This window comes from Achromobacter sp. UBA4530, assembly GCF_002388205.1.
GTDB classification, from domain to species: domain Bacteria; phylum Pseudomonadota; class Gammaproteobacteria; order Burkholderiales; family Burkholderiaceae_B; genus Achromobacter; species Achromobacter animicus.
Genome location: NZ_DGMA01000008.1, coordinates 336,875 through 363,396, shown reverse-complemented (window position 1 = coordinate 363,396; position 26,522 = coordinate 336,875). Strand labels below are relative to the sequence as shown.

The 26,522-nt window shown below is 65.6% G+C and carries 21 protein-coding genes and 1 riboswitch; of the genes, 13 read left to right on the top strand and 8 right to left on the bottom strand.

Translation table 11 applies throughout. The annotated features are described in order from the left end of the window. Positions 1-10: 10 nt before the first annotated feature. The gene (gene recJ, locus B2W22_RS08460) at positions 11-1,711 is read right to left on the bottom strand and encodes a single-stranded-DNA-specific exonuclease RecJ (RefSeq protein WP_286937194.1); all 1,701 of its coding nucleotides are present in this window, start codon (positions 1,709-1,711) and stop codon (positions 11-13) included. After that, the gene (locus B2W22_RS08455; RefSeq protein WP_218344245.1) at positions 1,693-2,643 is read right to left on the bottom strand and encodes a hypothetical protein; all 951 of its coding nucleotides are present in this window, start codon (positions 2,641-2,643) and stop codon (positions 1,693-1,695) included. Before B2W22_RS08455 ends, recJ begins: the two co-directional genes overlap by 19 nt. Positions 2,644-2,773: 130 nt before the next feature. On the opposite strand from B2W22_RS08455, the gene B2W22_RS08450 reads away from it, so the two are divergent. The 4 genes from B2W22_RS08450 (at position 2,774) to B2W22_RS08435 (ending at position 8,135) form a co-directional block, all read left to right on the top strand. Further along, positions 2,774-4,054 (top strand): lipoprotein-releasing ABC transporter permease subunit, encoded by a 1,281-nt coding sequence (locus B2W22_RS08450; RefSeq protein WP_056318935.1) that lies wholly within the window; start codon positions 2,774-2,776, stop codon positions 4,052-4,054. After that, a complete protein-coding gene (locus B2W22_RS08445; protein ID WP_056562341.1) occupies positions 4,047-4,760 on the top strand; it encodes an ABC transporter ATP-binding protein in 714 nt (237 codons plus the stop codon). Before B2W22_RS08450 ends, B2W22_RS08445 begins: the two co-directional genes overlap by 8 nt. An 80-nt stretch (positions 4,761-4,840) precedes the next feature. After that, on the top strand, positions 4,841-5,659 hold the full coding sequence (locus B2W22_RS08440; protein WP_175123379.1) for a TatD family hydrolase: 819 nt from the start codon (positions 4,841-4,843) through the stop codon (positions 5,657-5,659). Between the two features lie 226 nt (positions 5,660-5,885). Beyond that, entirely contained in the window at positions 5,886-8,135 is a 2,250-nt protein-coding gene (locus tag B2W22_RS08435; protein WP_286937191.1) for a TonB-dependent receptor domain-containing protein, read from the top strand. 21 nt (positions 8,136-8,156) lie between these two features. Here B2W22_RS08435 and B2W22_RS08430 read toward each other — a convergent pair whose 3' ends face one another. After that, the gene (locus B2W22_RS08430; protein ID WP_286937190.1) at positions 8,157-9,578 is read right to left on the bottom strand and encodes a sensor histidine kinase; all 1,422 of its coding nucleotides are present in this window, start codon (positions 9,576-9,578) and stop codon (positions 8,157-8,159) included. Then, positions 9,578-10,291, bottom strand: a complete 714-nt coding sequence (locus tag B2W22_RS08425) for a response regulator transcription factor (RefSeq protein ID WP_175138330.1) — start codon at positions 10,289-10,291, stop codon at positions 9,578-9,580. Before B2W22_RS08425 ends, B2W22_RS08430 begins: the two co-directional genes overlap by 1 nt. A 210-nt stretch (positions 10,292-10,501) precedes the next feature. On the opposite strand from B2W22_RS08425, the gene B2W22_RS08420 reads away from it, so the two are divergent. From B2W22_RS08420 to B2W22_RS08400, 5 genes are all read left to right on the top strand, one after another. Beyond that, a complete protein-coding gene (locus tag B2W22_RS08420) occupies positions 10,502-12,523 on the top strand; it encodes a ligand-gated channel protein (RefSeq protein WP_286937189.1) in 2,022 nt (673 codons plus the stop codon). Positions 12,524-12,567: 44 nt separating this feature from the next. After that, positions 12,568-13,518: a siderophore ABC transporter substrate-binding protein gene (locus B2W22_RS08415; protein ID WP_175123375.1), complete on the top strand. Its 951-nt coding sequence runs from the start codon at positions 12,568-12,570 to the stop codon at positions 13,516-13,518. 28 nt (positions 13,519-13,546) lie between these two features. Continuing rightward, positions 13,547-14,539: an ABC transporter permease gene (locus B2W22_RS08410; RefSeq protein ID WP_286937188.1), complete on the top strand. Its 993-nt coding sequence runs from the start codon at positions 13,547-13,549 to the stop codon at positions 14,537-14,539. Positions 14,540-14,633: 94 nt separating this feature from the next. Beyond that, entirely contained in the window at positions 14,634-15,518 is an 885-nt protein-coding gene (locus B2W22_RS08405; RefSeq protein WP_286937347.1) for an iron chelate uptake ABC transporter family permease subunit, read from the top strand. Beyond that, on the top strand, positions 15,515-16,273 hold the full coding sequence (locus B2W22_RS08400; RefSeq protein WP_286937187.1) for an ABC transporter ATP-binding protein: 759 nt from the start codon (positions 15,515-15,517) through the stop codon (positions 16,271-16,273). The genes B2W22_RS08405 and B2W22_RS08400 overlap by 4 nt, the downstream gene beginning before the upstream one ends. Before the next feature lie 42 nt (positions 16,274-16,315). Here the strand turns inward: B2W22_RS08400 and B2W22_RS08395 are convergent, their stop codons facing one another. Together B2W22_RS08395 and thiM are read right to left on the bottom strand one after the other, a co-directional pair. Continuing rightward, the gene (locus tag B2W22_RS08395) at positions 16,316-18,436 is read right to left on the bottom strand and encodes a 5'-nucleotidase C-terminal domain-containing protein (RefSeq protein WP_286937186.1); all 2,121 of its coding nucleotides are present in this window, start codon (positions 18,434-18,436) and stop codon (positions 16,316-16,318) included. A 74-nt stretch (positions 18,437-18,510) separates the two neighbouring features. Beyond that, positions 18,511-19,326 (bottom strand): hydroxyethylthiazole kinase, encoded by an 816-nt coding sequence (gene thiM, locus B2W22_RS08390; RefSeq protein WP_286937184.1) that lies wholly within the window; start codon positions 19,324-19,326, stop codon positions 18,511-18,513. A gap of 31 nt (positions 19,327-19,357) precedes the next feature. Beyond that, positions 19,358-19,489: riboswitch (TPP riboswitch) on the bottom strand. 127 nt (positions 19,490-19,616) lie between these two features. Between thiM and B2W22_RS08385 the strand changes: the two genes are divergently transcribed. After that, positions 19,617-20,318 (top strand): glycoside hydrolase family 19 protein, encoded by a 702-nt coding sequence (locus B2W22_RS08385; RefSeq protein ID WP_224776692.1) that lies wholly within the window; start codon positions 19,617-19,619, stop codon positions 20,316-20,318. Between the two features lie 249 nt (positions 20,319-20,567). Here B2W22_RS08385 and B2W22_RS08380 read toward each other — a convergent pair whose 3' ends face one another. Next, complete coding sequence (locus B2W22_RS08380; protein ID WP_175123369.1) at positions 20,568-21,017, bottom strand: PA2169 family four-helix-bundle protein; 450 nt, start codon at positions 21,015-21,017, stop codon at positions 20,568-20,570. 259 nt (positions 21,018-21,276) lie between these two features. Between B2W22_RS08380 and B2W22_RS08375 the strand changes: the two genes are divergently transcribed. Then, positions 21,277-23,664: a DNA internalization-related competence protein ComEC/Rec2 gene (locus B2W22_RS08375; protein WP_286937182.1), complete on the top strand. Its 2,388-nt coding sequence runs from the start codon at positions 21,277-21,279 to the stop codon at positions 23,662-23,664. A 116-nt stretch (positions 23,665-23,780) separates the two neighbouring features. Here B2W22_RS08375 and B2W22_RS08370 read toward each other — a convergent pair whose 3' ends face one another. After that, entirely contained in the window at positions 23,781-24,188 is a 408-nt protein-coding gene (locus B2W22_RS08370) for a TonB family protein (RefSeq protein WP_175123364.1), read from the bottom strand. Between the two features lie 216 nt (positions 24,189-24,404). On the opposite strand from B2W22_RS08370, the gene B2W22_RS08365 reads away from it, so the two are divergent. Beyond that, positions 24,405-25,325, top strand: coding sequence for a LysR family transcriptional regulator (locus B2W22_RS08365; protein WP_286937180.1), 921 nt, complete (start codon positions 24,405-24,407; stop codon positions 25,323-25,325). Between the two features lie 198 nt (positions 25,326-25,523). After that, complete coding sequence (locus tag B2W22_RS08360; RefSeq protein WP_254594836.1) at positions 25,524-26,522, top strand: threonine ammonia-lyase; 999 nt, start codon at positions 25,524-25,526, stop codon at positions 26,520-26,522.

Genomic DNA, 26,522 nt, shown 5'->3' with positions numbered 1-26,522 from the left:
CCGTCGCGCATTATCCGGCGTGTTCGATCACCAGCTGCACCGACACCATCCCGTTCCACACGTTCTGTTCCAGGCGGTACGCCGCCTGGATGCGTTCCGGCAGGGACTGGTCGTGGCCGAACCAGATGGCGTCGAAACGTTGGTGGCCGCGTTCCAGGGACAGCTTCAGGTGCTTTTCGCCGACCAGACGCTGGTTGCGCACGACAAACTCGTCCAGGAACAGGGGGGCGGCAAAGCCTGCGCCCCAGACCTGCTGTTGCAGCATCCCGGCCACGTCGGCGTTGGCGTAGCCGGTTTCCAGCGAGCCGTCGGTTTCGATGACGGGCTCGAAGGAATCGCGTCCGGTCAGTTCGCGCACGGCGGCGTCGAAGGCGGGGGCGAAGGTCGGGAAATCGGACTTGCCCAGCGTCAGGCCGGCCGCCATGGCGTGGCCGCCGAACTTGCGGATCAGGTTGGGATGGCGCTTGGATACGAGGTCCAGCGCATCGCGCAGGTGCACGTCCGGGATCGAACGGCCGGAGCCGCGAATCTCGTCGTCGCCGGCCGGCGCGAAGGCCAGGGTGGGGCGCCAGAATTTCTCTTTCAGGCGTGAGGCGACCAGCCCCACGACGCCCTGGTGCCAGCCCGGGTCGAACACGCAGACGGTGGCGCCGGCGGTGGCATCGGGCGCTTCCATGGCGGCCAGCGCCTGCTCGCGCATCTCGGCTTCGATCGTGCGACGTTCGCGGTTGATGTTGTCCAGCTCGCGCGCCATCTCCAGCGCCTGCGCCTCGTCGTCCGTGGTCAGGCAGGCAATGCCCAGGCTCATGTCCGCCAGGCGGCCCGCGGCGTTGATGCGCGGTCCGAGCGCGAAGCCCAGGTCGAAGCCATTGGCGCTGCGCGGCTCGCGGCCAGCGACGGCAAAGAGCGCGCGTAGCCCAGGTTGCAGACGGCCGCTGCGCATGCGCTGCAGGCCCTGCGTGACCAGGAGCCGATTGTTGGCGTCCAGTTTGACGACGTCGGCCACCGTGCCCAGCGCAACCAGATCGGACAGCGCGTCCAGGCGCGGTCCGCCGTCCGGCGCGTAGACGCCGCGCCGGCGCAGTTCGGCGCGCAGCGCCAGCATCATGTAGAAGATGACGCCCACGCCGGCCAGGTTCTTGGACGGAAAGCCGCAGCCGGGCTGGTTGGGGTTCACGATGGCCAGCGCGTCCGGCAGGGTGTCGCCGGGCAGGTGGTGATCGGTGATGACCACGCCGATGCCGGCGTCATTGGCCGCAGCCACGCCGTCGACGCTGGCGATGCCGTTGTCGACCGTGATGATGATGTCGGGCTTGCCCGCGCGGTGGAGGCAGGCCAGTTCGACCACGGCCGGGGAAAGGCCGTACCCGGTCTCGAAACGATTAGGCACCAGGAAGTCGACGTCGGCGCCCATCGCGGACAGCGCGCGCAGGCCGACGGCGCAGGCGGTGGCGCCGTCGCAATCGTAGTCGGCCACGATCAGCAGCTTTTTCCCGGCCTGGATGGCGTCGGCCAGGACGGCGGCCGCGTGGGCCGAATGGGTCAATCCAGCCGGCGGCAGCAAGGACGGCCAGGCGAGGCGGGTCTGGTCCGGATGCGTCACGCCGCGCGCGGCCCACAGGCGGGCCAGCAGGGGGTGGATGCCGGAGGATTCGAGGACGTGGCAGGCGGCCAGATCGGCCGGACGGATGGTTAAGCGGGGTGAGACCACCAGGCGCTCCAGTTCTTCTTGGGCGCGGGCAGCAAGCCAAGCAGGCCCCCGCGCGGTTTCAGGTCAAGGGCAACCTTGCGGTCATCGCCCAGCAGCAGCAGTTGCACCGGCGTGGCGGGCAGGCCTTTGGCGGCGGCCAGCGGACGCAGATGCTGCGTATCGAGTTCGGTCAGCGCGTCGAGCCACGCGGCCCAGTCGCCGGCGCGTTGCGGCGCGTCCAGTTGCGTCAAGACTTGCGCCGGGCCGGCGGGCGCCGCCGTCCAGGGCGTGCCGCCGCCATACAGCCACAGCGCGTTGACGGGCGGCAGGCCGCGGGCGGCCCGGACGTCGTTGACCGGGTGTTCGTGCCACGCCATCTGGATTTCGTTCAGCAGGCGCCGCCACGGGCGCGTTTCGGCATCCTGGCGCCACCAGTCGTTCAGGCGCTTTCCGGCTACGGCCAACGGACTGGCGGTCTGGGGGCGCAGGTCCGCCGGCAGGCGCAGGCGCCAGCGCTGCGGCGACAGCGGCTCGACCGAGAATCCGGTGCCTTCGAAGATAGGGCGCGCAGTGTCGAGCAGGGCGGCCGTTTCCGATTCGGTCAGGTCCATCGAATCCGGATCCAGCAGCGACGCCTGATCCGCGCCCAGCGCGAGATGGACCAGTTCGCATAGCCAGACGGGTTCGTCAGCCTGTGTGTGGGATTGTTGCCCGGCCAGCAGCGGGCCGAGCCCGGCGCTTTGCAGCAGGCCAGGTTCGGGCGCATACCCGGCGCGCTCCAGCTGCCACGATTCGAAGGCGGTGCAACCGTGGGCGCGCAGGTCGTAGGCCTGGGGACGAGCGGTCGCAGCCTGTAGCCAGCCGTGCAGGGTGGGCGCGCGCTCGGGCATAAGCTTGGCCAGCTCGGCGGCGACGGGAAGGGCGGGCAAGGCGCCCGGAATGACGATCAGCATGGCGGCGATTGTAGTCCGCGCCGGGATGGGGAACTTAGCGTCGCGGCCAACTGCCATACGTTGTCACGCCTGGTCTAGGATCCGCACATCCGCGGGGCGATTTACGGGCGGTTAATGCAATAATGCGCACGTGCTGAAAATACCCTACGAACTATGGATCGGCGCCCGCTATGCGGGGCTTGCCCGGATCCGCCAGCGACGCGGCCGCCGCGATCGCTTCATCTCCTTCATCGCCGCCAGTTCCATGGCGGGCATCGCGCTGGGCGTCGCCGCCCTGATCGTGGTGCTGTCCGTGATGAACGGGTTCCAGAAAGAAGTGCGCGACCGCATGTTGTCGGTGCTGCCGCACATCGAACTCTATCTTCCCGGCGCATCGCCCGAACGGGTGCTTGAGCAGTGGCAGCAGTTCGCCACCGCCGCCGAGCGCAATCCCGAGGTCAAGGCCGGCGCGCCCTTCGTGGCAGCGCAGGGCATGCTGGTCCGGGGGCAGGCGCTGCGTGGCGTGCAGGTGCGGGGCATCGACCCCGCCACCGAGGGCAACGTGTCGGACCTGCCGCGCCAGATGGTGTCGGGCAAGCTGACCGACCTGAAACCCGGCGGCTTCGGCGTCGTGCTGGGCAACGAGCTGGCCGACGGCATGGGCGTCAAGGTCGGCGACACGCTGCTGATGATGGCGCCGCAGGGCTCGATCAGCCCGGCCGGGTTTGCCCCGCGCATGCGCCAGTTCACCGTGGTGGGCGTGTTCTCGTCGGGCCACTACGAATACGATTCTTCGCTGGCGTTCGTGGACAACGAAGATGCGGCGCGCGTCTTCCGCGAAAGCGGCACCGCCGGCGTGCGTCTGCGCATTGCCGACATGCAAAAAGCCCCCGAAGTGGCGGCCGAACTGCGCAACGTCCTGCCGCCGTATGTCATGGCCAGCGACTGGTCGCGCAACAACCGCACGTGGTTTGCCGCGGTGCAGACCGAAAAGCGCATGATGTTCCTGATTCTGGCGCTGATCGTGGCCGTGGCGGCGTTCAACCTGCTGTCCTCGCTGGTCATGGCCGTCAAGGACAAGCAATCCGACATCGCCATCCTGCGCACGCTGGGCGCGGGTCCCGGCGAAGTGGCCCGCATCTTCCTGGTGCAAGGTGCGCTGATCGGCGTGATCGGCACCTTGCTGGGCGTGGCCGGCGGCATCGCCATTGCGTACAACGTGGACGTGATCGTGCCGTTCATCGAACGCATGCTGGGCGTGCATTTCCTGCCGCGCGAAATCTACTTCATCAGCGCGCTGCCGTCCGATCCGCAAGTGGGCGACATCGTCACCATCGGCGTGACCTCGCTGGTGCTGTCGCTGCTGGCGACCTTGTATCCGAGCTGGCGCGCCTCGCGCCTGCAACCCGCACAGGTGCTGCGCCATGATTGATACCCCGACGCAGAAACCGCAGGCCGGCACGACGCCGGCGCTGCAGGCCGAAAACATCGTCAAGGTCTACGACGAAGGCCCCGCCCGGATCGAAGTGCTCAGCAATGTCAGCCTGTCCGTCGCGCGCGGCGAGATGGTCGCCATCGTGGGCGCGTCGGGGTCCGGCAAAAGCACCTTGCTGCACATTCTGGGGCTGCTCGACGTCCCGACCAGCGGCTCGGTATCGGTTGATGGCCAGGTGGGCATCGGGCTGTCCGAGTCCAAGAAAAGCGCGGTGCGCAACCGCAGCCTGGGCTTCGTCTACCAGTTCCACCACCTGCTGGCCGAGTTTTCGGCGCTGGACAACGTGGCGATGCCGCTGATCGTGCGCCGCGAGAACCGCGACAAAGCCCGCGAGGCGGCACGAGAAGTGCTCGGATTGGTCGGCCTTTCCGCCCGGGAAGGGCACTTTCCCGGCCAATTGTCCGGCGGCGAACGGCAGCGCGTGGCGCTGGCGCGCGCGCTGGTGACGCGGCCGGTGTGCGTGCTGGCGGACGAGCCCACGGGCAACCTGGACCGGCACACTGCCCACAACATGTTCGAACTGCTGACGCGGGTGAACCAGGAGTCGGGCACGGCATTTGCGATCGTCACCCACGATCCCGAGCTTGCCGCCCGCGCCGACCGTCAGTTGCTGATGGAAAACGGCCGCCTGGTGTCAGGCTAGCCCGGTCCGCAGCGAAAGCCGTCAGCGCGGGTCCGCGCGACGGCCGCGGGGCGGATAATCCGCATAAGGAGGACACGCCCATGCTCATCGACACCCATTGCCATCTGGACGCCGCTGAATTCGATGCCGATCGCACCGAGGTCGCGGACCACGCCGCCCATGCGGACGTCCAGGCCATCGTGATCCCTGCCATCGAGCGCGCCAATTTCGCGGTCGTGCGCGACTTGGCCGCCAGCATCGCCGGCGGCGCGTATGCGCTGGGCATCCACCCGCTGTACGTCGCGCGCGCCGACGACGGCGATCTGGACGTGCTGCGACAGACCATCAAGGAATCCCTGGGCGATCCGCGCTTTGTCGCCATCGGCGAAATCGGGCTGGACTTCTTCGTGCCGGAGATCGCGTCCGGCCCGCCGCGCGAACGTCAGGAACGGTTCTACGCTGCGCAACTGGACATGGCCGTGGAGTTCGGCCTGCCCGTGCTGCTGCACGTGCGCAAATCCCAGGACATCCTGCTGAAGTACCTGCGCCGCCATCCGCGTATCGGCGGCATCGCGCATGCGTTCAATGGCAGCGCGCAGCAGGCGCAGGCTTTCATCGATCACGGTTTTGCGCTGGGGATGGGCGGCGCGATGACGTTCGAGCGGGCGCTGCAGATTCGCCGTCACGCGGTGGACGTGGGGCTGGAGCATCTGGTGCTGGAGACCGACGCGCCGGACATTCCGCCCGCCTGGCTGCATGAACCCGATCGGCGCAATCGTCCCGGCGAACTGGCGCGGATCGCGCAAGTCCTGGCGGAGCTGCGCGGCATCACGCCGGCGCAGGTGGCGCACGCCACCACCGCGAACGCGATGCGGGTATTGCCGAGGTTGCCGGCAGCGATACTGGCCGACGCGGACTGAGCTTTCGGCATTCGGCGATGTGCGCACGATGCCGACGTTGTCGTGCGCGATTGCTGCGTCCGTCGGACCCGTCCGAAATGCCATTCAAGGCTTCTAACGATTCTTCGAAAACGCCTTCGTGGCATTGAGTTGGGGTAATGGGAATACCTATCATTGGCGTCCCTAAGCACGTCAATCAGCGCACAGCGCGGCCGCCCTGATCGGGCGGTTTTTTTATTTGATTCCCATGTCGACTCAGAAACGCTTTAACGGCTCTGCGCGGGCCGCTTCAACACCCGGCGCGCGATTCCGTCTTTTGCCCATCGCGCTGGCGCTTGCCGCTGCCGGCGCTCAGGCGCAGACCGGCACGGCCGAGCTGGAAGACACGATGGGCGTGACGCAACTGGACACCGTCGTGGTCACGGCGTCTGGGTTTGAGCAAGAGATCCGCAACGCGCCCGCGTCCATTTCGGTCATCACGCGCGAACAGCTGGAAGCGCGGCCTTTCCATAACCTGGCCGACGCGGTGCGCGACGTGGAGGGCGTGTCGGTGGAGCGCGGCGGCAAGGCCGGCGGCATGAACATCAGCATCCGCGGCATGCCCAGCGACTACACGCTAGTGCTTGTGGACGGCAAGCGCATGAACCAGAACAGTTCGGGGGCGCGCGCCAATGGCTTCGGCGACGTCGACACCAACTTCATTCCGCCGATGGCCGCCATCGAGCGCATCGAAGTGGTGCGAGGCCCGATGTCCACGCTGTACGGCTCGGACGCAATGGGCGGCGTCATCAACATCATCACGCGCAAGGTCGCTCGCGAATGGACGGGCCAACTGACGCTGGACGGCACGCTGCAAGGCGACAACCGCTTCGGCAACACCTACGGCGCGGGCTTCTACCTGAGCGGCCCCTTGAAGACCGACAACTTTGGCCTTAGCCTGCGCGGCGGCCATTACCGGCGCCTGAGCGCGACCGGCAGCTATCCCGCCACCCAAGCCGACTACGACAGCGGCCACTACACCGGCGACCTGGCGAGTTTCAGCGGGCTGGGCGACAGCACACAGCAGAACGTGGGCCTGCGTCTGTCGCTGACGCCAAACCGCAACCACGACATCCTGTTCGACGTGGACAGCAACTGGCAGACCTTCGACAACGGCAACGGGGAGCTTGGCACGTTGAACGCCGCCGTGGCGCCGAATCGCCAGGGCGGCGGCTACGAGCCCGAAATGAAATTCAACCGGCAGCGCTATGCGTTGACGCATCTGGGCCGCTACGGCAGTTCGGTCAGTTCGGACACCAGCCTGGTCTACGACACCACCGAGACCATCGGCCGCACGAATCCGATGAGCACGCCGCGCCAACCCACCGACGGGGCCAGCCGCGACCTGGAATACGACAACTGGGTGTTCGACACCAAGTGGACGATGCCGTTGTTCGATAACCGCCACAACCTGACCTTGGGCGGCCAGTGGCGCGAACAGCAGTTCAAGGACACGCTGGTGTCGGCGCCGCTGAACCTGCGGCAGTACCAGTGGGCGCTGTTTGCGGAAGACGAATGGCGCATCGTGGATAGCGTGGCGCTGACCGCCGGCGTGCGTTACGACCGCAACGAGCAGTTCGGCGGCAAGTGGAGTCCGCGCGGCTACCTGGTCTGGAATGCCACGCCCACGTGGACGTTCAAAGGCGGCGTCAGCAAGGGCTACAAGACGCCCGATATCAACCTGATGACCGACGGCATCATCGGCCTGGGCGCGCAAGGCACCATGCCGCTGCTGGGCAATGCGCAGCTCAAGCCGGAAACCAGCACCTCGTCGGAATTGGGCGTGTTGTTTGACGATGGCGAAGGGCTGTCCGGCAACCTGACCGCCTTTCACACCAAGTTCAAGGACAAGATCGACAGCCAGAGCGTGCCCAATTGCCTGGCGGCGGGCGGCCCCGCGCCGGGCTGCCTGGATCTGGGCGTGTGGGAACGCAACGGCGTGCCCGTGGCCAACTTCTCGCAACGCGTGAACATCGATTCGGCCACCATCCAGGGCTTTGAACTCGGCGGCCGGATTCCGCTGTACGCGGGGCTGTCTTTCAATGGCAACTATACGCTGACCGCCAGCGAGGTCACCTCCGGCGCCCGGCGCGGCCAGCCCCTGGGTTCGCAGCCGCGACACGCGGTGAATCTGGGGTTGAACTGGCGCATCAACGATCAGTTCAACACCTGGGTCCGCGGCGAGTACCGCGCGGGTCAGTTCAACGACATGAACTGGGAGAAGAAGCAGGTGTTCTACAGCCCGTACTGGCTGGCCAGCATGGGCGGCTCGTACGTGGTCAGCAAGAACGTGACGTTGTCGGCCTCGGTGCTGAATCTGTTCGACAAGAACTTCGTGGACTACGGTCCGGCCAAGACCGGCGCGACGGCGCCCGCGGCCAACGCCAGCTGGAGCAATTCGTATCGGCAGGTACTGGAAGGCCGCCGGCTGTGGATGTCGGCGAACATTACGTTCTGATGCAGGGCGCTGTCCGTGGCGTCAACCCGAAACGGGACGCGCCACGGCGGCGGATAACAGCGGCAGATCCATGCGCACGCTCAAGCCATGCGGGGCGACGTTGCGGGCCGATATCGATCCTTTGTGCGCGGCGATCGCGGCCTGCGCGATGGAAAGACCCAGTCCCGCGCCGCCGCCCGGCGTGTTGGCGGTGCTGGCAGAGCCCGCGCGATAGAACGGCTCGAAAAGCGAGGCCAGCTCCTGCGTGGCGACACCCGGGCCGCGGTCTTCGATCTCCAGGCTGGCTTCGCTGGCGCTCGTCAGAAGCCGCACACGGATGACGCTGTGCGCAGGCGCAAAGCGCAGGGCGTTGCGCAGCACGTTCTCGATGGCGCTGGCCAGGCTGGCGCGGTCGCCGGCGATGAGGATCGGCGCGGGCGTGTCCCAATCGATCTGCAGATGCCGCCCCTCGGCCTCATAGCGCGCATCATCCACGACGCCGGCCACCACGTCCGACAGATTCAGCGGATCCGTCGGCACGGGCAACGCACCCACGCGGGCAAGCCGCAGCGTGTTGCCCACCAGGGCGTCCAGCCGCTCGCATTCGCGTTCGATGCGGTCCAGCTGCAGATCCCGGCGTTCGTCGTTGCGCCGCGCCAGTTCGGAAGCCAGGCGCAGGCGCGCAAGCGGTGACCGGAGTTCATGCGCTACGTTGTGCAGCAGTTGTTCGCGCGTATCGACCAGCGCTTTCAGACGCACGGCCATCGCGTTGAAGTCGCGCGCCAGCAGGCCAAGTTCGTCCTGGCGCGTGGCGAGCTTCGGCGGTGTTTGTGTATCCAGTTGCCCAGCGGCCAGGGCGTGCGTGGTCTCGCGCAATTGCGCCAGCGGCGCGGTGATGTGGCGCGTCAATGCCCAGCAGAAGGGCGCAGTCACCGCCAGCGCGAACAGCAGCAGCGCCAGCGCGACGGGCGACAGCGCCAGCACCTCCCAGCGCGACGAATCGAACGGCAGGAACAGCATCAGCAGTTCCGAGCCGTCCGGCAGGATCAGGATCTGCGGCTCCCACCACGACACGCGTTCGCCCGCGGGATCCGCCGGCACATAGTCGGACTGCGGCGACCGGTCAGACGCGGCGCGGTACGCCACCAGCCAGTCATACAGGCGCGTGGGCAGGCGCCGGCCCAGGATCTCCTGGTCCTGCGCGTCCAGGACATAGATCTTCAGCGCCGAATAGTTGTCGTCCATGGCGCGGACCCAACGTTCCAGGCCTTCTGCGCCCTGCGTGCGCGCGACCTGCGCGGCGTCGCGCGTGAGGTTGCCGGGATTCAGGCCATCCAGCGAATTGAAGCGGTACCAGGCCACCGACGCCGTCAGCACCATGCCGCAGACCAGGATGACCGCCATGGCGCCCCAGAACGTCAGGAACGCGCGCCAGAAGAGCGAACGGGCAGGCAGCAACGTCATCACGCAGCACCCGCCAGCACGTAGCCCAGGCCGCGCAGATTGCGGATGGACAGCGTGTCGGCGTGTTGATCCAGGCGCAGCTTCTTGCGCAGGCTGCTGATGTGCGTGTCGATGCTGCGGTCGTAGCGGTCCGGGGCTCGGCCCAACGCGTACAGGCCGATCTGGTCGCGCGCGATCACCTGGCCGGGCGTGCGCATCAGGATTTCCAGGATGCGCTGTTCGGCGCCGGTCAGCATCACTTCGTCGGCGCCCATGCGCGCGCGGCCGGTGGCCGGGTCCAGCGACAGGGCGCCCAGGCTCAGCGACGGACTGGCAGGGACGGGCGTTTCCTCGAAGCGGCGCAGCACGGCCGTGACGCGCGCCTTGAGTTCACGCGGGCTGAAGGGCTTGGCCAGGTAATCGTCGGCGCCGAACTCCAGACCCAGCACGCGGTCGGTCTCGCCGCCGTGCGCGGTGAACATGATGACCGGGCGGCGCGAGCGCTGGCGATAGTGCTTGAGCAGATCCAGCCCGTTGCCGTCGGGCAGCATCAGATCAAGCAGCACCAGGTCGAAATCGTCCTGCGCCAGCAAGGACAAGCCTTGCGAGCCGGTATGCGCCAGCGTCAGCTGGCATTGATGGGGTTCCAGGTATTCGCGCAGCATCTGCGCCAGCTCGACGTCGTCGTCGATCAGCAGGATGCGGCGCGCCACCGCTGAATGAGTGAAAGGCATGCGTGTTGGGCGTCGAGCATCCGGCAGTTTGGCCGAACGCTGCGCGCCGGAGTGTCAAGAAATGCAAAGAAGATAAAAGTTGCGGAAAGCGTGTTGCGGCGTGCTGCAAGCCCCAATTCTAATATGAGAATGGTTTTCATTAATAAGTGGGAGCCGGGTAGTGCGGCGCGTGGGGCGCAGTGCAAACCGGGGACGGGAGAAGTTGGAATCATGAGCAGGAAAGATCTGGCCGCCGGCCAGCGCATCGCCGCGTCGCGCACGCAACTGGCCGCCGCCTTGTGCGCCGCGGGTTTTGGCCTGGGGCCGTCCGCCGTCTGGGCGCAGGCCGCGGACGCCACCACGACGATGGACACGGTGGTCGTTACGGCCAGCGGTTTCGAGCAACGCATCCAGGATGCGCCGGCCTCGATCAGCGTCATCACGCGTGAAGATCTGGACAAGAAGTTCTACCGCGACCTGAACGACGCGCTGGTGGAAGTGCCCGGCGTCATCGTCACGGGCGGCGGCGATCGCCAGGACATCAGCCTGCGCGGGATGGGCCCGAAGTACACGCTGATCCTGATCGACGGCAAGCGCCAGAGCTCGCGCGAAACCCGCACCAACTCGGACTCCACGGGCGTGGAGGGCGGCTGGACGCCGCCGCTGTCGGCCATCGAGCGCATTGAAGTGGTGCGCGGTCCGATGTCGTCGCTGTACGGGTCTGACGCCATGGGCGGGGTAATCAACATCATCACGCGCAAAGTCCCCGACGAATGGCACGGCGAAATCCGCATGGATACGACGATCCAGGAGAGCAGCAAGTCAGGCGACATCTACCAGGGCAACTTCTACCTGGCCGGGCCGATCAAGAACGACCTGCTGGGTCTGCAGATCTACGGCCAGGCCACGCAGCGCGACGAAGACAACATCTACAACGGCTACCGCAAGCGCAACGCCGAAAGCGTGACCGCCAAGCTGGCGCTTACGCCCAACCGCGATCACGACATCGTGCTGGAAGCGACCACGATGCGTCAGAAGTTCCAGGACACCCTGGGCAAGACCGTCGAGCCGCTGCCGCCTGGCACGGCGTGCCCGCGCACGGGTTGCCCGGCGTCGTCCGAAACCGATTACCGCAGCAGCAAGTGGGCGTTGTCGCACACCGGCCGCTGGGGCTGGGGCGTGTCCGACAGCTACGTGCAGCAGGAAGAGTTCGACAACCGCTCGCGCCAGATGAAGATCAAGAATCTGGACCTGCAGACGAGCTGGTCGCTGCCGCTGGGTTCGCACATGCTGACGTTGGGCGGCAGCTACCTCAGCCAGCGTCTGCATGACCAGAATGGCAACCAGTTGCCCAACGGCCCGAGCAAGGTGGACCGCTATCAGTGGGCACTGTTCGCCGAGGACGAATGGCGCCTGACCGAAAGCTTTGCCGTCACGACGGGCCTGCGCATGGACGAGGACGAGAATTTCGGCAGCCACTTCAGCCCCCGCCTGTACGGCGTGTGGCACATGGCCGAACGCTGGACCCTGAAGGGCGGCGTGTCCACCGGCTTCCGCGCGCCGGACCTGCGCCAGACCGTGGCCGGCTGGGGCCAGACCAGCCGCGGCGGGAACATGTACGGCAACCCGGACCTGACGCCCGAAAAGTCGGTGACGCAGGAAATCGGCCTGCTGTATGACGACGGCGAAGGCATGAGCGCCGGCGTCACGCTGTTCAACAACGACTTCAAGGACAAGATCACCCGCGTGGCTTGCCCCTTGTCGCAGTGCACGGACGGTCCCAACCAATTCGGTTCGGATCCCACCACGTACATGAACGTGGACAAGGCCGTGTCGCGCGGCGTGGAAGCCAGCCTGAAGCTGCCGCTGGCCGCCGACTGGTCGATGACCAGCAGCTATACGTTCACGAAGTCCGAGCAGAAGTCCGGCCAGTACAAGGGCGAGCCGCTGAATCAGTTGCCCAAGCATCTGTTCACGACCACTGTGAATTGGCAGCCCTCCGACGCGCTGCAGGCGTGGGCGCGCGTGAACTTTCGCGGCCGCGAAAGCCAGCCCACCACGGGCCCGTCGTCGGACGCGCTGGTCGCGCCGTCCTACACGTTCGTGGACCTGGGCGGTTCGTACGCCGTCAACAAGACCGTGTCGGTGTATGCCGGCATCTACAACCTGTTCGACAAGCAGGTCGCCTACGACGACTTCGGCTACGTCGAAGACGGCCGCCGTTACTGGCTGGGCGTGGGCGTGAAGTTCTGAATTATGACGGGGCGCCGTTGGCGTCCCACCACAGAGAGGTTTGCATGAACAATGGAAAACAGGCGGGCGCCGCCCGCCGCTGGGCAACCCGGGCCGGCGTGGCGCTGGCACTGAGCGCCGCGGCCGCCGTGAGCGCCGCGCAGTCCACCACGCCGGTCAAGCACGCACGCGGCGAAACCGCCGTGCCGGCCAATCCGTCCAAGACGATCGTGCTGGATCTGGCCGTGCTGGACACCCTGCACACGCTCGGCGTGGACCCCATCGGCGTGCCCAGCGCCGCCAAGCTGCCGCCGCAGCTCAGCCAGTTCGCCGACAAGCGGTATCTGAAGGCGGGCACGATGTTCGAGCCCAACTACGAAGTCATCCACGCCGCTGCGCCGCAAGTCATCTTCGTGGCCGGCCGCTCCGCGCCCAAGTACGACGAGCTGTCCAAGATTGCGCCGACCGTGGATTTGACGGTAGACGCCAAGGATCTGGTCGGCAGCGTCCGGCGCAACACCGAAACGCTGGCCGCGCTGTACGGCAAAGAAGGCGTGGCCAAGGAGAAGCTGGCCGCGCTGGACGCGTCCATCGCTTCGTTGAAAGGCAAGGCCGCCAACGCCGGCACCGCGTTGATCGTGCTGACGACCGGCGGCAAGATGAGCGCCTACGGCCCGGGCTCGCGCTTTGGCGTGATCCACGACGCCTTCGGCGTGAAGCCCGCCGCGACGGGCCTGAACGTGTCCAACCACGGCCAGGCGATTTCGTTCGAGTTCATTGCCCAGACCGATCCGGACTGGCTGTTCGTGATCGACCGCGACGCCGCCATCGGCCGCGAAGGCGTGTCGGCGCAGCGCATGCTGGACAACGAATTGGTGCGTCCGACCAAGGCGTGGAAGAACCAGCGCGTGGTCTACCTGAACGGCTTCAACTGGTATCTGCTCGGCAGCGCGGGCCTGACGGCCATGCAGCAGAACGTGGATCAGATCGCCGCGGCGTTGTCGCAAGGAAAGTAAGCAGCATGCAAGACGGGAAGGGCTGCCGGTGAACTGGCGGCGCGCAATCAGCGGGTGGGGTGGCCTGACGGCCGTGGTGGTGGTGTTGCTGCTGTTGTGCGCGGCCAGCGTCAGCCTGGGCGCGGGCCAGATGCATTGGGCCGCGCTATGGAACGGCGGCGAAGAGGGCGAGCGCGCGTGGCGGCTGCTGCTGGTCAGCCGCGTCCCGCGCACCCTTGCGCTGCTGCTGGCAGGCACGGCGCTGGCCGTCGCCGGTCTCATCATGCAGATGCTGGTGCGCAACCGGTTTGTTGAGCCCACGACGGCCGGCACCGTCGAATCCGCCACCCTCGGCATCCTGGTCGTCACCTTGCTGGCGCCCGATACGTCCGTGATCGGCAAGATGCTGACGGCTACGGGTTTTGCGCTGGCGGGCACCTTGCTGTTTCTGGCGCTATTGCGCCGCGTGCCGCTGCGCACGCCATTCATCGTGCCGCTGATCGGATTGATCCTGGGCGGCGTGATCCAGGCGGTCACCACCTTCATGGCGTATCGCTTCGACCTGTTGCAGTCCCTGCATGCGTGGACCACCGGCGACTTCTCCGGCGTGCTGCGCGGCAGGTATGAACTGCTGTGGATCGGCTTTGCGCTGGCGTGCGCCGCGTATGCCGCCGCCGACCGTTATACGGTGGCGGGCATGGGCCGCGAGTTCGCGTCCAACCTGGGACTGAACCATGCGCGGCTGACGCTGGTCGGCCTGTTGATCGTTTCCGCCATCTCGGCCGTGGTAGTGGTGACGGCCGGCAGCATTCCGTTCCTGGGCCTCATCGTGCCCAATGCCGTCAGCCTGTTGCTGGGCGACAACATGCGACGCGCCATTCCTTGGGTGGCATTGCTGGGCGGCGTGTTCGTGCTGGCCTGCGACATCATCGGCCGGCTGGTCATCCACCCCTACGAGATTCCCATCGGAACGGTAGTCGGCGTGCTGGGCAGCATCCTGTTCCTGTGGCTGCTGCGCACGCGGAGGAACCGCCTTGGCTGAAATCGCCTCGACTTCCCACATAGCTCCGCGCCCGCCGCAGACATGGCGTCTTACCGCGCTGGGCGCCGGTGCGCTGCTCTGCATCGTTGCCTTCATGACGCTGGGCGCAAATGGCCAATGGTCGTTCGTCATTCCCTTCCGCGGCGGCAAGCTGCTGGCCATGCTGCTGGTGGCGTATGCGGTGGCGGTGTCGTCCGTGCTGTTCCAGACCATCACGCATAACCGCATCCTTACGCCCGCCATCATGGGCTTCGACGCCCTGTATCTGCTGATCCAGGCCGTGGTGGTGTTCGGCTTCGGGCAGGCGGCGGCGACTGCCAATCATCCAGTCGCCGCATTCCTGCTGGAAGTGTGCGCGATGACGGCGTTCGCGTGCCTGCTGTTCCGCTGGCTGTTCTCCGACGCTGTGCGCAGCCTGCATTTGATGATGCTGGTGGGCATCATCTTCGGACTGCTGTTTCGCAGCCTGTCGAGTTTCGTCGTGCGGTTGATCGATCCGAATGAATTCCTGGTGCTGCAGGACCGCATGTTCGCCAGTTTCAATTCGGTGCGCGTGGAGTTGCTGCCAATCGCTTTCGGGGCGGTCTGCGCCGCGTCGCTTTTCGTCTGGCGCATGCGCCGGCGCTACGACGTGCTGGCGCTGGGGCGCGATATGGCATTGAACCTGGGCGTGAACTATCGCCGCACGCTGATGGTGACCCTGGCGACGATCGCGGTGCTGGTGTCCGTCTCGACGGCGCTGGTCGGTCCCGTGACGTTCTTTGGTCTGCTGGTCAGCAACCTGGCGTACCAAGCCATGGGATCGGACAGGCATCGGTACACGGTGCCGGCCGCGACGCTACTCAGCGTCATCTTCCTGGTGGGCGGCCAGACGCTGTTGGAGCGCGTGTTGGGGCTGAACACCACGGTCAGCGTGGTGATTGAATTCGTGGGCGGCGTGATGTTTCTCGTCCTGATCTTGCGCAGGGGGCGCCGATGATAGAAATCCAGAACGTCAGCAAGCAGTACGGCGACACCGTCGTGATCGACGATGTCAGCCTGGACCTGCCGGCCGGCGGCGTCACCGCCATCATCGGGCCGAACGGGGCGGGCAAGTCGACGTTGCTGTCGATGGTGAGCCGGCTGCTGCCGATGAGCGCGGGCCGCGTGCTGGTGGAAGGCCTGGACGTCACGCATACCGACAGCCGGGAACTGGCGCGGCGCCTGGCCATCCTGCGCCAGGACAACCACCTGCCGCTGCGGTTGACGGTGAAAGACCTGGTGGCGTTTGGCCGCTACCCGCACACGGGCGGGCGGCTGACGATGGATGACAAGGTCCACATCGATCAGGCCATTGCGTACCTGAACCTGGAGCCGCTGGCGGACCGTTATCTGGACGAGATGTCCGGCGGCCAGCGCCAGCGCGCGTTCGTGGCGATGGTGCTGTGCCAGGATACGCGCTACGTGCTGCTGGACGAGCCCTTGAACAGCCTGGACATGAAGCATGCCGTCGCCATGATGGGCACCTTGCGGCGCGCGGCGGACGAACTGGGCAAGACGGTGGTGCTGGTGCTGCACGACATCAACTTTGCGTCCAGCTACGCGGACCGCATCGTGGCAATGCGGCAGGGGCGGATCGCCCGGCACGGCACGCCGGCGGAATTGATCCGGCCCGACGTGCTGAGCGATCTGTACGAACTGCCGATCGACGTGCATGAGATCGGCGGCAAGCGCATCTGCGTGTACTACCGCTGAGGCGGGGCGCCCCACTGCAGGGCGCCCGCCGGATCGAACCGCTTACTGCGTCAGATCGATCGCGTAACGCGACAGCTGCGTCACGGGATCGGGTGTGGCGTCAAACACCGACACGTTGGTCACGTCATGCGCCGTGGCCATCGCCAGCGTGCCCGGCACCGACGAAAACACCACCGGTCCGGCCAGCGAACTGACCTGCGCGAAACGCCAGCTGCGGTCCAGGCCGTAGGTGGCCAGGTCGAGCGTGGGGTTCTTCTTGATGTAGCTGATCAACACGTCGCGGCTGGCGTCCGGCGCCTGCAGCACGATGTCGCCCTTGCCGCCGGCCAGACCGGGGAAGTCGCCGCCACCGCTGGCGCGGTAGTTGTTGGTCACCACCAGGAATTGCGCATTCAGATCCAGCGGTGCGCCGTTGTACGTCAGCGCCGTGATGCGCGAGCCCTTCGGCTTGGTCACGTCGATTTCATACTGCAGCGCATTGCCGGCCGCATACAGCACGTCGAAGTTGAACGTCGGAAAGCCGGTGTCGATCAGATCCTGCGGCGCGACCTGTGCGGGGTCGATCTGCTTGAACTGCTCGGCCGTCTTTTCCAGCCATTGGCGCACGATGTCGCCGCTGACCCGCACGACTTGCAGCGTGTTGGGGTACAGGTACAGGTCGGCCGCGTTGTTGATCGCGACGTTGCCTTGCTTCACATACGTGAAGTCGCCGGGACCGTTGCGCCCGCCCTTGAACGGCGCGGCGGCCGACAGGATCGGCAGGCCCGCGTACGACGGGCTGTTCTTGGCGATGTAGTCCGTCAGGTAATCGATCTGCGCCATGTTCACAATCTGCAGCGCGGACACGTCGCCCGCCAACGCGTAGTACGTGGCCATGTCGAACTGGCTCTGGCCGATCGGCGTCTTCACGTAGTCGATCGTCGCGGCGTGCTCGGCTTGAACCAGCTGCTGTGCGGCCGCGTCGGGCGCCACGTAGGTCGCCGGCGTGGAGCCGCTTTGCGCGGTCAGGCGCGTGGAGATGCGCTGCACCTGCGTCGCCTCCTTCTGCACCTTCCAGCCCTGGTCATACGCGAGCTTCAGCGTGATCTGGCCGAGGTTGTTGCCCCACTGGCCGGCCTGCACGGTCGGCACGCCATTGATCAGGCCCTTTGCCAGCTCGACACCGGGTTGCCCCGCGAACTGCGATTTCTCGTTCGTGTCGGGGAACAGCAGATGCTGGTGGCCCGTGATGAGCGCGTCGATGCCGGGCACCTGGCTCAGATAGCCCGCGCCGTTTTCCATGTCGGGGCTGTAGGGCGTGGCCAGGTCGATGCCGCCGTGCGCCAGTGCCACCACCAGGTCCGCGCCCGCGGCCTTCATTTCCGGCACGTAGCGCGCCGCGGTCTCCTTCCAGCCCGTGACTTCCACGTGGCCTTCCAGATTCGCCTTGTCCCACTGCATGATGGGCGGCGGTGCGAAGCCGATCACGCCCACCTTGAGCGGCACGTCGATGGACTTGCCCGCGCTGTCGGTGGCGGTGAAGGTCTTTTCAAGCAGCACATAAGGCTTGAAGATCGGCTGCTTGGAGGCCGCCGACACGACGTTGGCTGACACGAACGGGAACGCCGGCGCCGCGCAATCCTTGGCGCCCGCCGGGTTGGTCTGTGCCGTACCCTTGCCGATGCCGGCCAGACCGAAGTCCACATTGGTGATCTGCGACAGATAGGGCAGGCCGTAGTTGAACTCGTGATTGCCCATCGTGGCCGCGTCGTACGACAGCAGCTTCATCTGCTTGTAGATCGCGATCATGTCGGAACACTGGACGGGCGACACGAGCGCCTGATAGTCCGACAGCGCCGTGCCCTGCACCGTGTCGCCGTTGTCCAGCAGCAGCGTGTTCGGATACTGCTTGCGCGCATTGGCGATCAGCGTGGCCGTGCGGTCCATGCCGTAGCTCTTGTCTTCGGCAAGCTTGTAGTAGTCGTAACCCAGCACATTGGCGTGCAGGTCGGTCGTGCCCAGGATCGCGAGGTCCAGCGTCGTGCCTTGGGGCACGCTGGCCTGCGGCGGGGTCTCGGGCGCGGCGGTGTCGTCGTCATCGTCATCGCCGCCGCAGGCGGACAGGCCGGCCACCAGCGCGAAGCTGGCGGTCACTGCAAAGATCTTGCGTAGGTTTGGCTTCACCGTCTTTCCTCCGTGTTGAAGGGAGGAATTTTGGGGACGGTGTGTGACCTACCCGTGACATGCACGGTGTCAAATCAACGCAGCGGGGATTCGCGGGTCAGGCAATCCGCGTCCAGCGCCGCCAGCGCATCCAGGAACCGCCAGGCGAAAGAACCCGGCCCGTCGGCGTGTACCGCGGCGCGCTCGCCCGCGATGCCGAAACACGACAGCGCGGCCACTGCCGCCACATAGGGATCGTCTTTCGATACGGCGGCAAAGGCGCCGACCACGGCGCTGAGCGCGCAGCCGGTGGCCGTCACGCGGGGCATCAGCGGCGAACCGCCCGCAATGCGTACCGCGCGCGTGCCGTCCGTGACGTAATCGACTTCGCCGGTGACCGCGACCACGCTCTTGCGGCGCGCTGCGATGTCGTGGGCTGACTGCTCGGCCTGCGCCACGGCGTCGCGGGCGTCCACGCCCTTGCCGGCGCTGTGGCCGCCGGCCAAGGCGATGATCTCGGATGCGTTGCCTCGGATGATGGCGGGTTCAAGGTCCAGCAGCCGCTGAATGGCATCGCGGCGAAAGGCGGTTGCGTGATGCGCCACGGGATCCAGAACCCAGGGGGTGCCGGCGTCCACCGCGGCTTGCGCCGTCAGCAGCATGCTCCGCAGCCAGGGCGAAGACAGCGTGCCGATATTGATGACCACCGCGCCGGCAAAGCGCGCGAATTCGGGCGCCTCTTCTTCGGCGTGCACCATGGCGGGCGACGCGCCGATGGCGAGGACCGCATTGGCCGCGTAGTTCATGGAGACGAAATTGGTCAGGCACTGCACCAGCGGCGCGTCGCGGCGGACGGCGCCGAGCAGGTCCTGGGATTGGTGGGAGAGGGAATGCAGGTCGGGATGCGTCATGCCGGGCGGTCCTGGGGCGTGGGACGCGCATGCGGCGGCACACGCACCATCCCTACGCCAGCGTTATCTGGATCAGGTTCGACGGGTCGCCGTGCATTGCCTGCCATAGGACGGCAGGCCAACGGATTCTCAGCTTCTTGGCGAAGCTCCCCGGGTGGTTGGCGTATGTTCCCGGCGGAACCGGGCAGGTGTCAAGCGGCCAATTCGTGCCGGATCGATCCACATACTCAATTTGAGGTATTGGCGGCTGTCACGCCCGGCTCACAATCATTGACCCGCGTTTGATCGCCGTGATGAATGCACACGCGACGGTATCGGCGGGGCGTGATGACTTCCTATGCAAGCAGGTGACCGCCATGCTGAGTGCAGAACAACTCCAACGCATCTTTCCCAACTGCAAAACCCCCGGTGCGTGGGCCGACGCATTGGCTCCCGCATTTCAGAAATACGAAATCGAAACGCCGGATCGCATCGCCAGCTTTCTGGCGCAAACGGGGTATGAATCGGGCCAGTACAACCGTATCGAGGAAAACCTCAATTACTCAACCGCCGCGCGGTTGACCAAGGTGTGGCCAAAGCGATTTCCCGATGAAGCGTCGGCCATGCCGTATGTGAACAATCCGCAAGGACTGGCGAATCTGGTGTATGCGAATCGGATGGGTAATGGCGATGCGCAAAGCAACGACGGCTTCCGGTATCGGGGCAGGGGCATCATCCAGCTGACGGGGCGCAGCAATTACGACTCGGCCGGCGACGCCATGGGTCTCAATTTGCTTGAGACGCCCGAGTTGCTGTCCGATCCGAAATGGGCTGCGCTGAGCGCCGGGTGGTATTGGCAGTCTCGCGGGCTGAATGAGTTGGCGGACGACCGTACGCATGACGATGACCTGGAGGATTTCGCCAGGATCACACGGCGGATCAATGGCGGGCTGGTGGGTCTGAAAGATCGTTTTGCGTTGTTCAAGCAGGTTTATGCCGAGCTGATGCGGTGAAGGTGCTGGTCCGCGCCGGCGCTTCGGATAGCCCTGTCCGGCGGCAGTCGGCACATCCGGAATCGGCAGATTGCGTGTGGCCAGATTGAGTAGGGTTTGCGGACACATTGAAGAAAATGCACGTCATGCGCCGGTGCATTATTAGTCCGGCGAGCTTACGTAGCCGAAGCCATGCAATACAACGCCCGCCCGGCGCATATTGCGGCGGGCGGGCGGTCTCAATACAACGCGTATTGCAGCTTGAAGTGCTTAGGTCGCAGCGCGGAAGCGATTACGCAGATCGCGGATCTGGTCGTGGTTGCGCAGCACGCCCTGATATTGGCGTTCGATAACGGCGCGCACGTTGTCGGGCAGGGTTTCCTTGAGCGCCTTTTCGTAGTCCGCCTTGGCCACGTCCTCGCCTTTCTCGCATTCCTCGAGCAGCGTCAGGTCGGTGCGGCTGGATACCGCCGCCTTGATGTTGGTCCAGCCACGATGCATGGCGCCGGCCACCGTGCCGCTGTCCTCGGGCTCGCCGCCCAGTTGGGTCACCAGGGTTTGCAACTCCGTGGCGCCGGCCGCGCAGTCGCGCGAACGGTTGCGGAACAGCTCCTGCATCTCGGGCGCCTTGGCGTCTTCAGCGGCCGCGGCAAAGCCCTTTTCGCCGTTCTTCGACGTCTCGATCAGATTGTTCAGCACCTTGATTACATGTTCAGCCATGTTGGTCTCCTTGGTTTGGAAGGAACAGGCGGCGCAGGCCGCCTGGGAATTGGAGACTCAGCAAGTGGCGTGCCTGGGTAGGGTTGCGGATCAATCAGCGGGGTAAGGGTCTCGGCGCAGGCCTTGCGGTCAGCCGCGGTGGACAAGCGCGTTCACTGCGCGATCAGCTGCGTTTCTGTCCCCCTAAGCTGTGGGCTTTCGGGAGGCCGACATCAACGGGCGATCATTCTGTCTGGCATTCGTGGCGGGCGCTGCGTGGGTGCAGATTCTGCCTGCCCTGCCGCCGGCGTACGCGCTGTGGATCCTCGCATGCGGTTGTGCAGGGGCGCTCTGGTTCACGTCGGGAGCAACGCGTCCGCTCGCGGCGACCGGGGCAGCGGTGATCGCGGGGTTGTTGGCGGGTGTGCTGAATGCCGCGCTGCAAGCACAGCATCGCCTTGACGATGCGCTGGCGGACGTTCACCAGGACGAGGTGTCGCGTCTAGTCTTGCGCGTGGTGGCGTTGCCGGACGGCGATGCGCAGCGTCAGCGCTTTCTGGCCGAACTGGCTGAGCCGGCACGATCGGGCATCCCAAAACGGATCCAGGTCACCTGGCAGGCGGGCGCCGGCGCCAACCAACGTGTGCCGCAGGTGCTGCCGGGGCAGGTCTGGCGGATGGCGCTGGTGCTGCGCAGACCGCATGGCCTGCTCAACCCGGCCGGACCCGACATCGAAGGGCGCATGTTTGCCAGCGGCGTGCGGGCAACCGGCACCGTGCGTGGACAACCTGTGTTGCTGGATGACCGGCCATGGGCGTCGCCCGGCATCGCAATTGAACGTGCGCGGCATCACGTGCGCGAAGGCATGCGTGCGGCGCTGGGCGCGCATCGTTATGCGCCGGTGTTGATTGCATTGGCGATTGGCGATCAGGCTGGTGTGTCGCGCGACGACTGGCGGATATTCAACCGCAGCGGCATCACGCATCTCGTGTCGATCAGCGGCATGCATGTGACATCGATTGCGGGCATTGGCGGTCTGCTCGCGTCGGCGCTGTGGCGACGTCTGCGCTGGCGGGGAGTGGGAATGGCGGAGCGCATGCCGGCCCGCATCGCCGGCGGGGCGGTGGCCGCGCTGGTTGCGCTGATGTATTGCCTGCTTGCGGGGTGGGGCGTGCCGGCGCGCCGCACGTTCTTCATGTTGCTGGTGGTGCTGGCGGCGGCGTTGTCTCGGCTGCCGTTGTCGGGTGGCCGTGTGCTGGCGTGTGCAGCGGCCGCCGTGGTGGCGCTGGACCCGTGGGCGCCAATGGCCGCGGGCTTCTGGTTGTCGTTCGGCGCGGTAGCAGTGTTGTTGCGCATCGCTGCCGCGCCGATTGATGTCGACGCTGGCTGGCGCGCGCGCTGCGCGACGCGGCTGGGGCAGGCCGTGCGCGTGCAATTGCTGGTGACTATTGGGCTGATGCCGTTGCTGGCATATCTGGTGCATCAGGTGTCGCTGGGCTCGCCTTTGGCCAATGCCGTGGCCATACCCGTTGTGACCTTTATCGTGACGCCGCTGGCGTTGCTGTGCGCGGCGCTGTCGTGCCTGCCGGGTGCCGAAACGTTGGCGGCGTGGGCAGGGCAGGCAGGACTGGACACTTTCGACCTCACCATGGTGCCAGTGGCATGGGTGGGCAACGCAAGCTGGGCCAGCGTGCCGGTTGCGGCCGCTGGTTGGATGTGGCTGCTGCTGGCGGTCGCGGGCATGGCGTGGGCGTTGCAGGCACGCGGGTGGCCGGGGCGTCATCTGGGATGGGTCTGCATGTTGCCGTTGCTGTTCTGGCGGCCGGATAAGCCCGAACCCGGCTACTGGCGCATGAGCGCGATGGACGTGGGGCAGGGCAGCGCGATCCTGGTGGAGACGGCCAGCCAGTCGTTATTGTTTGACGCCGGGCCGCGCAGCTATGGCGGCAGCGATGCGGGCGAACGGGTGGTCGCGCCGTTCTTGCAGGCCCGGGGGATCGGACGGCTGGACGTGCTGGTGCTGTCGCACGCGGATATGGATCATGTCGGCGGCACGCGTGCGGTGCTGGCGGCGGTGCCGGTGGCGCGAAGTTACACGTCTTTCGATCTGCCGGCCTACGTGCGGCGGGACGCCCGTATGTGGCCGGACGTGGGCAACGCGCAGCCGGTCTTGCCCGATGAGATGGTGCGGTGCGAACGGGGAGGGCGCTGGGAGGCCGATGGGGTGGTATTCACATTCCTGCATCCGGGGCCGTCAGAACGCACAGGAAAGGCGGATGACCGCAATGCCGACAGTTGCGTGCTGCGCGTGGACGGCAAGGAGCATTCGCTGTTGCTGACGGGAGATGTCGGTGTGGCGCAGGAGCGGGCGCTGGTCGAGCAAGGGCTCGCGGATGCCGACGTCGTCCTGGCGCCGCATCACGGTTCGTCGTCATCGTCCAGCCGTGAATTGGTGGCGGCGGCGCAGGCCAAACACGTCATCGCGCAGGCCGGGCACCTGAATCGGTTCAAGCATCCGGCGCGGGCGGTGGAGTTGCGGTGGATGCGGGCTGGCGGAAGGTTCTGGCGCAGCGACAAGGACGGGGCGGTGATGGCCGAAGCGACGCCGCAGGGGTTGACCGTGTGGGGCCAGCGGGAATCGGCGAAGCGGTACTGGCACGGCAGGTAGAAATCGCATGCCAACGTCGTCAGGGCATTCGCCAAGCACCGAGTGCGCCGCCACGCCGCAAGCATTCATGCGCCCCACATCAGAAGAGTCGGCGGGCCGCAAGCGACGAGTCGATGCTACCGGGTTCGTGTGGCGGGGAATCCTGGTGGCGCATCGCCGTTGAAATGAAACCGGATGGGCAGCGTCAGGTCCTTCCGGTCTTCTGCCATGTCGGCAGAGAAGGGCAGTAACGTGCCGTTGCGCCGGATCATGCCGAGCGTCGCCTCATCCACGGCGTCGCTGCCCGAAGATTCCACCAACTCGACGGTGTCGATCGCGCCGTCGCGAAGGATGGCGATTCGAACCTTGAGCACCACAGGAGAGCTCATCTCGCGGGTAGCCGCCGGGAGCCTGATGCCGCGCAGGATCTTTTGACTGACCGCCTTTTGCCATTCGGCCTGTGTGGCCGGCGATTGCGCCGAGGCAGGCGCTGCAAGGCAAAGCAAAAGTGCAGCCATGCTGGCCGCGCGGACACGCCAATTCATTGCGGGAGCTCCTGTTTGACCGGATCCCGCGGAAAGCGGGATGTTTCGCCAGGGAGCATAACGCGCTGGCAAGCGCTTAGCCGTTGCCCGCCATCACCAGGGTGTCAGACACCCGGGAATATAAAATTCGAGCCATGCGCCTGTGATCGTGCTGCGGGCTGCACAATAGCCGTCGAATCGGCGCCGCCGAACTCCCCCGCTGACGCGAAATCCAAAATGAATTTCAAAAGCCTTGAGGTCTTTTACTGGGTGGTCAACTTCAGCAGCTTCAACAAAGCTGCGGTAAAACTGCACACCACTCAGCCTGCAGTCTCACAACGAATTGCGGCGTTGGAGAAGGAACTGGGTATCAAGGCGTTGGACCGGACATCTCGCGCGGTAAAGCTCACCGCGAAGGGCCGCGTCCTGTATGGGTACGCCGAGCGTTTCATGGCGCTGCATTCGGAAATGATGATGAAGGTAGCTGAAGAGCAGGCGATCAGTGGAGTCATTCGTCTTGGCGTTGCCGAAACCATCGTTCATACCTGGCTGGTGGAGTTCCTGGAGCAATGCCGCAAGCGCTATCCCAATGTGATTATCGATTTTGTCGTGGATATCACGCCCACCCTGCGCGAAAACTTGAAGTCGGGTGAGTTGGACATGGCCTTCCTGCTCGGGCCATTGAATGACGATGTGCTGATTGAAAAGCCGCTTTGCAGCTACGAACTCAACTTTCTGTCGGCGCCTTCGCTGAAAGTGGGGAAAGAACCTTTGTCGAACAGCGAGGTAGCGCGACATCCTCTGATCACTTTTCCCAAGCGGACCTACCCGTATACGTTTCTTCATCGGGAACTGACTACCCCCGAGCATGGCGCGCCTCGAATCTTCACCAACTGGTCCCTGTCCACCATCGTTCGCATGGCAGAGGATGGCTATGGCGTATGCGTTGTCCCGCGGTTGGCGGTAGCGAAGGAAGTGGCGCAGGGGCGGTTGAAGGTTCGGCGGGCGCAGATGCAACTGCGTGATCTGTCCTTTGCCGTGGCTTATGCGCCAGGCAGTGACCAACAGACGAAAGAGGCGTTGTCCGAGCTTGCCGGCGAAATTGCGCGCGCTTCATCCGCTGGCAATCCGCGTGGGCGGAAAAAAGGCCGCCCGTAGCAGTTCTTTCACCTCGTCAACGTATTAGTGGTTTCCCTGATAACCGCGGGCTTGGTGCGCCCGCTGAAAGTCCACGCGCCTGGGAAAACTGCGATCCATAAGGCTGCCTTATTGATTTCTATCCAAAGATAGGATTGGTTGTTATGAAACGACCGGGATGTAATGGGTGCGCAAAATCCCATTCAGCCAGGAGCAGCCTTGAATACCGCAGATCCCACATCCGCCTTTGCCATCACGCTTGGTGACGTGCAGCAGGCACACGAACGCATTCGTTCCCACATCGTGCGTACCCCTTTGCTGGAGAGCGCATCGCTCAATGCATTGACGGGGGCGCGGGTGTTGGTCAAAGCCGAATCCTTGCAAAACGCCGGGGCCTTCAAGTTCCGGGGGGCCGTCAACCGGTTGTTGCAACTGTCCGACGCAGAAAAGCGAGCAGGCGTGGTGGCGTTTTCATCCGGCAACCACGCGCTGGCCACGTCGTTGGTGGCTCGCACGTTAGGCATTTCGGCGTCGATCATCATGCCGGCCGACGCGCCCCGGGCCAAGATTGAAGGCGCACGCGCGAACGGTGCGGAGGTGGTGCTGTACGACCGCCAGAAGGACGACCGCGAAGCGATTGGCGCGGAAATCGCTGGCAGGACCGGCGCCGTGATCGTTCCGCCCTATGACGACCCGCACATCATGGCCGGACAGGGCACCGTCGGCCTGGAAATCGTTGAGCAGGCCCGCGACATGGGCGCGCCGCTGGATATCGTGATTGCGGCGTCCAGCGGCGGCGGTCTGGTCGCTGGCGTGGCGACGGCCGTGAAGTCGCTGTCGCCCGAAACGGCGGTGTATGCCGGTGAGCCAGCGGGCTTTGACGAACTGGCGCGATCGCTGGCATCCGGCCAGCCTGAAAGCAATGCGCCCGGCGCCAAGTCAATCTGCGACGCGCTGCAGGTGGTGAAGCCGGGCAAGCTGACCTTTCCGATCAACCTGGATCTGCTTTCCGGCAGCCTTGTCGTCACCGACGACGAGGTCAGGCGTGCAATGAAAGCCGCGTATCAACACCTGCGTCTGGTGGTGGAGCCGGGCGGCGCCGTGCCGCTTGCCGCCGTGCTCGCGGGAAAAATTGACGTTGCGGGCAAGACCGTTGTCGTCGTACTGAGCGGCGGCAACGTCGATACCCCTGTTTTCATCGAGGCCTTGAACGCCTGA

Bases quoted from the DNA above. Each gene is read 5' to 3' on its own strand.
- B2W22_RS08455 (WP_218344245.1), bottom strand. From the start codon at position 2,643: ATGCTGATCGTCATTCCGGGCGCCTTGCCCGCCCTTCCCGTCGCCGCC.
- B2W22_RS08445 (WP_056562341.1), top strand. From the start codon at position 4,047: ATGATTGATACCCCGACGCAGAAACCGCAGGCCGGCACGACGCCGGCG.
- B2W22_RS08440 (WP_175123379.1), top strand. From the start codon at position 4,841: ATGCTCATCGACACCCATTGCCATCTGGACGCCGCTGAATTCGATGCC.
- B2W22_RS08435 (WP_286937191.1), top strand. From the start codon at position 5,886: ATGTCGACTCAGAAACGCTTTAACGGCTCTGCGCGGGCCGCTTCAACA.
- B2W22_RS08430 (WP_286937190.1), bottom strand. From the start codon at position 9,578: ATGACGTTGCTGCCTGCCCGTTCGCTCTTCTGGCGCGCGTTCCTGACG.
- B2W22_RS08425 (WP_175138330.1), bottom strand. From the start codon at position 10,291: ATGCCTTTCACTCATTCAGCGGTGGCGCGCCGCATCCTGCTGATCGAC.
- B2W22_RS08420 (WP_286937189.1), top strand. From the start codon at position 10,502: ATGAGCAGGAAAGATCTGGCCGCCGGCCAGCGCATCGCCGCGTCGCGC.
- B2W22_RS08415 (WP_175123375.1), top strand. From the start codon at position 12,568: ATGAACAATGGAAAACAGGCGGGCGCCGCCCGCCGCTGGGCAACCCGG.
- B2W22_RS08405 (WP_286937347.1), top strand. From the start codon at position 14,634: ATGACGCTGGGCGCAAATGGCCAATGGTCGTTCGTCATTCCCTTCCGC.
- B2W22_RS08400 (WP_286937187.1), top strand. From the start codon at position 15,515: ATGATAGAAATCCAGAACGTCAGCAAGCAGTACGGCGACACCGTCGTG.
- thiM (WP_286937184.1), bottom strand. From the start codon at position 19,326: ATGACGCATCCCGACCTGCATTCCCTCTCCCACCAATCCCAGGACCTG.
- B2W22_RS08380 (WP_175123369.1), bottom strand. From the start codon at position 21,017: ATGGCTGAACATGTAATCAAGGTGCTGAACAATCTGATCGAGACGTCG.
- B2W22_RS08370 (WP_175123364.1), bottom strand. From the start codon at position 24,188: ATGAATTGGCGTGTCCGCGCGGCCAGCATGGCTGCACTTTTGCTTTGC.
- B2W22_RS08365 (WP_286937180.1), top strand. From the start codon at position 24,405: ATGAATTTCAAAAGCCTTGAGGTCTTTTACTGGGTGGTCAACTTCAGC.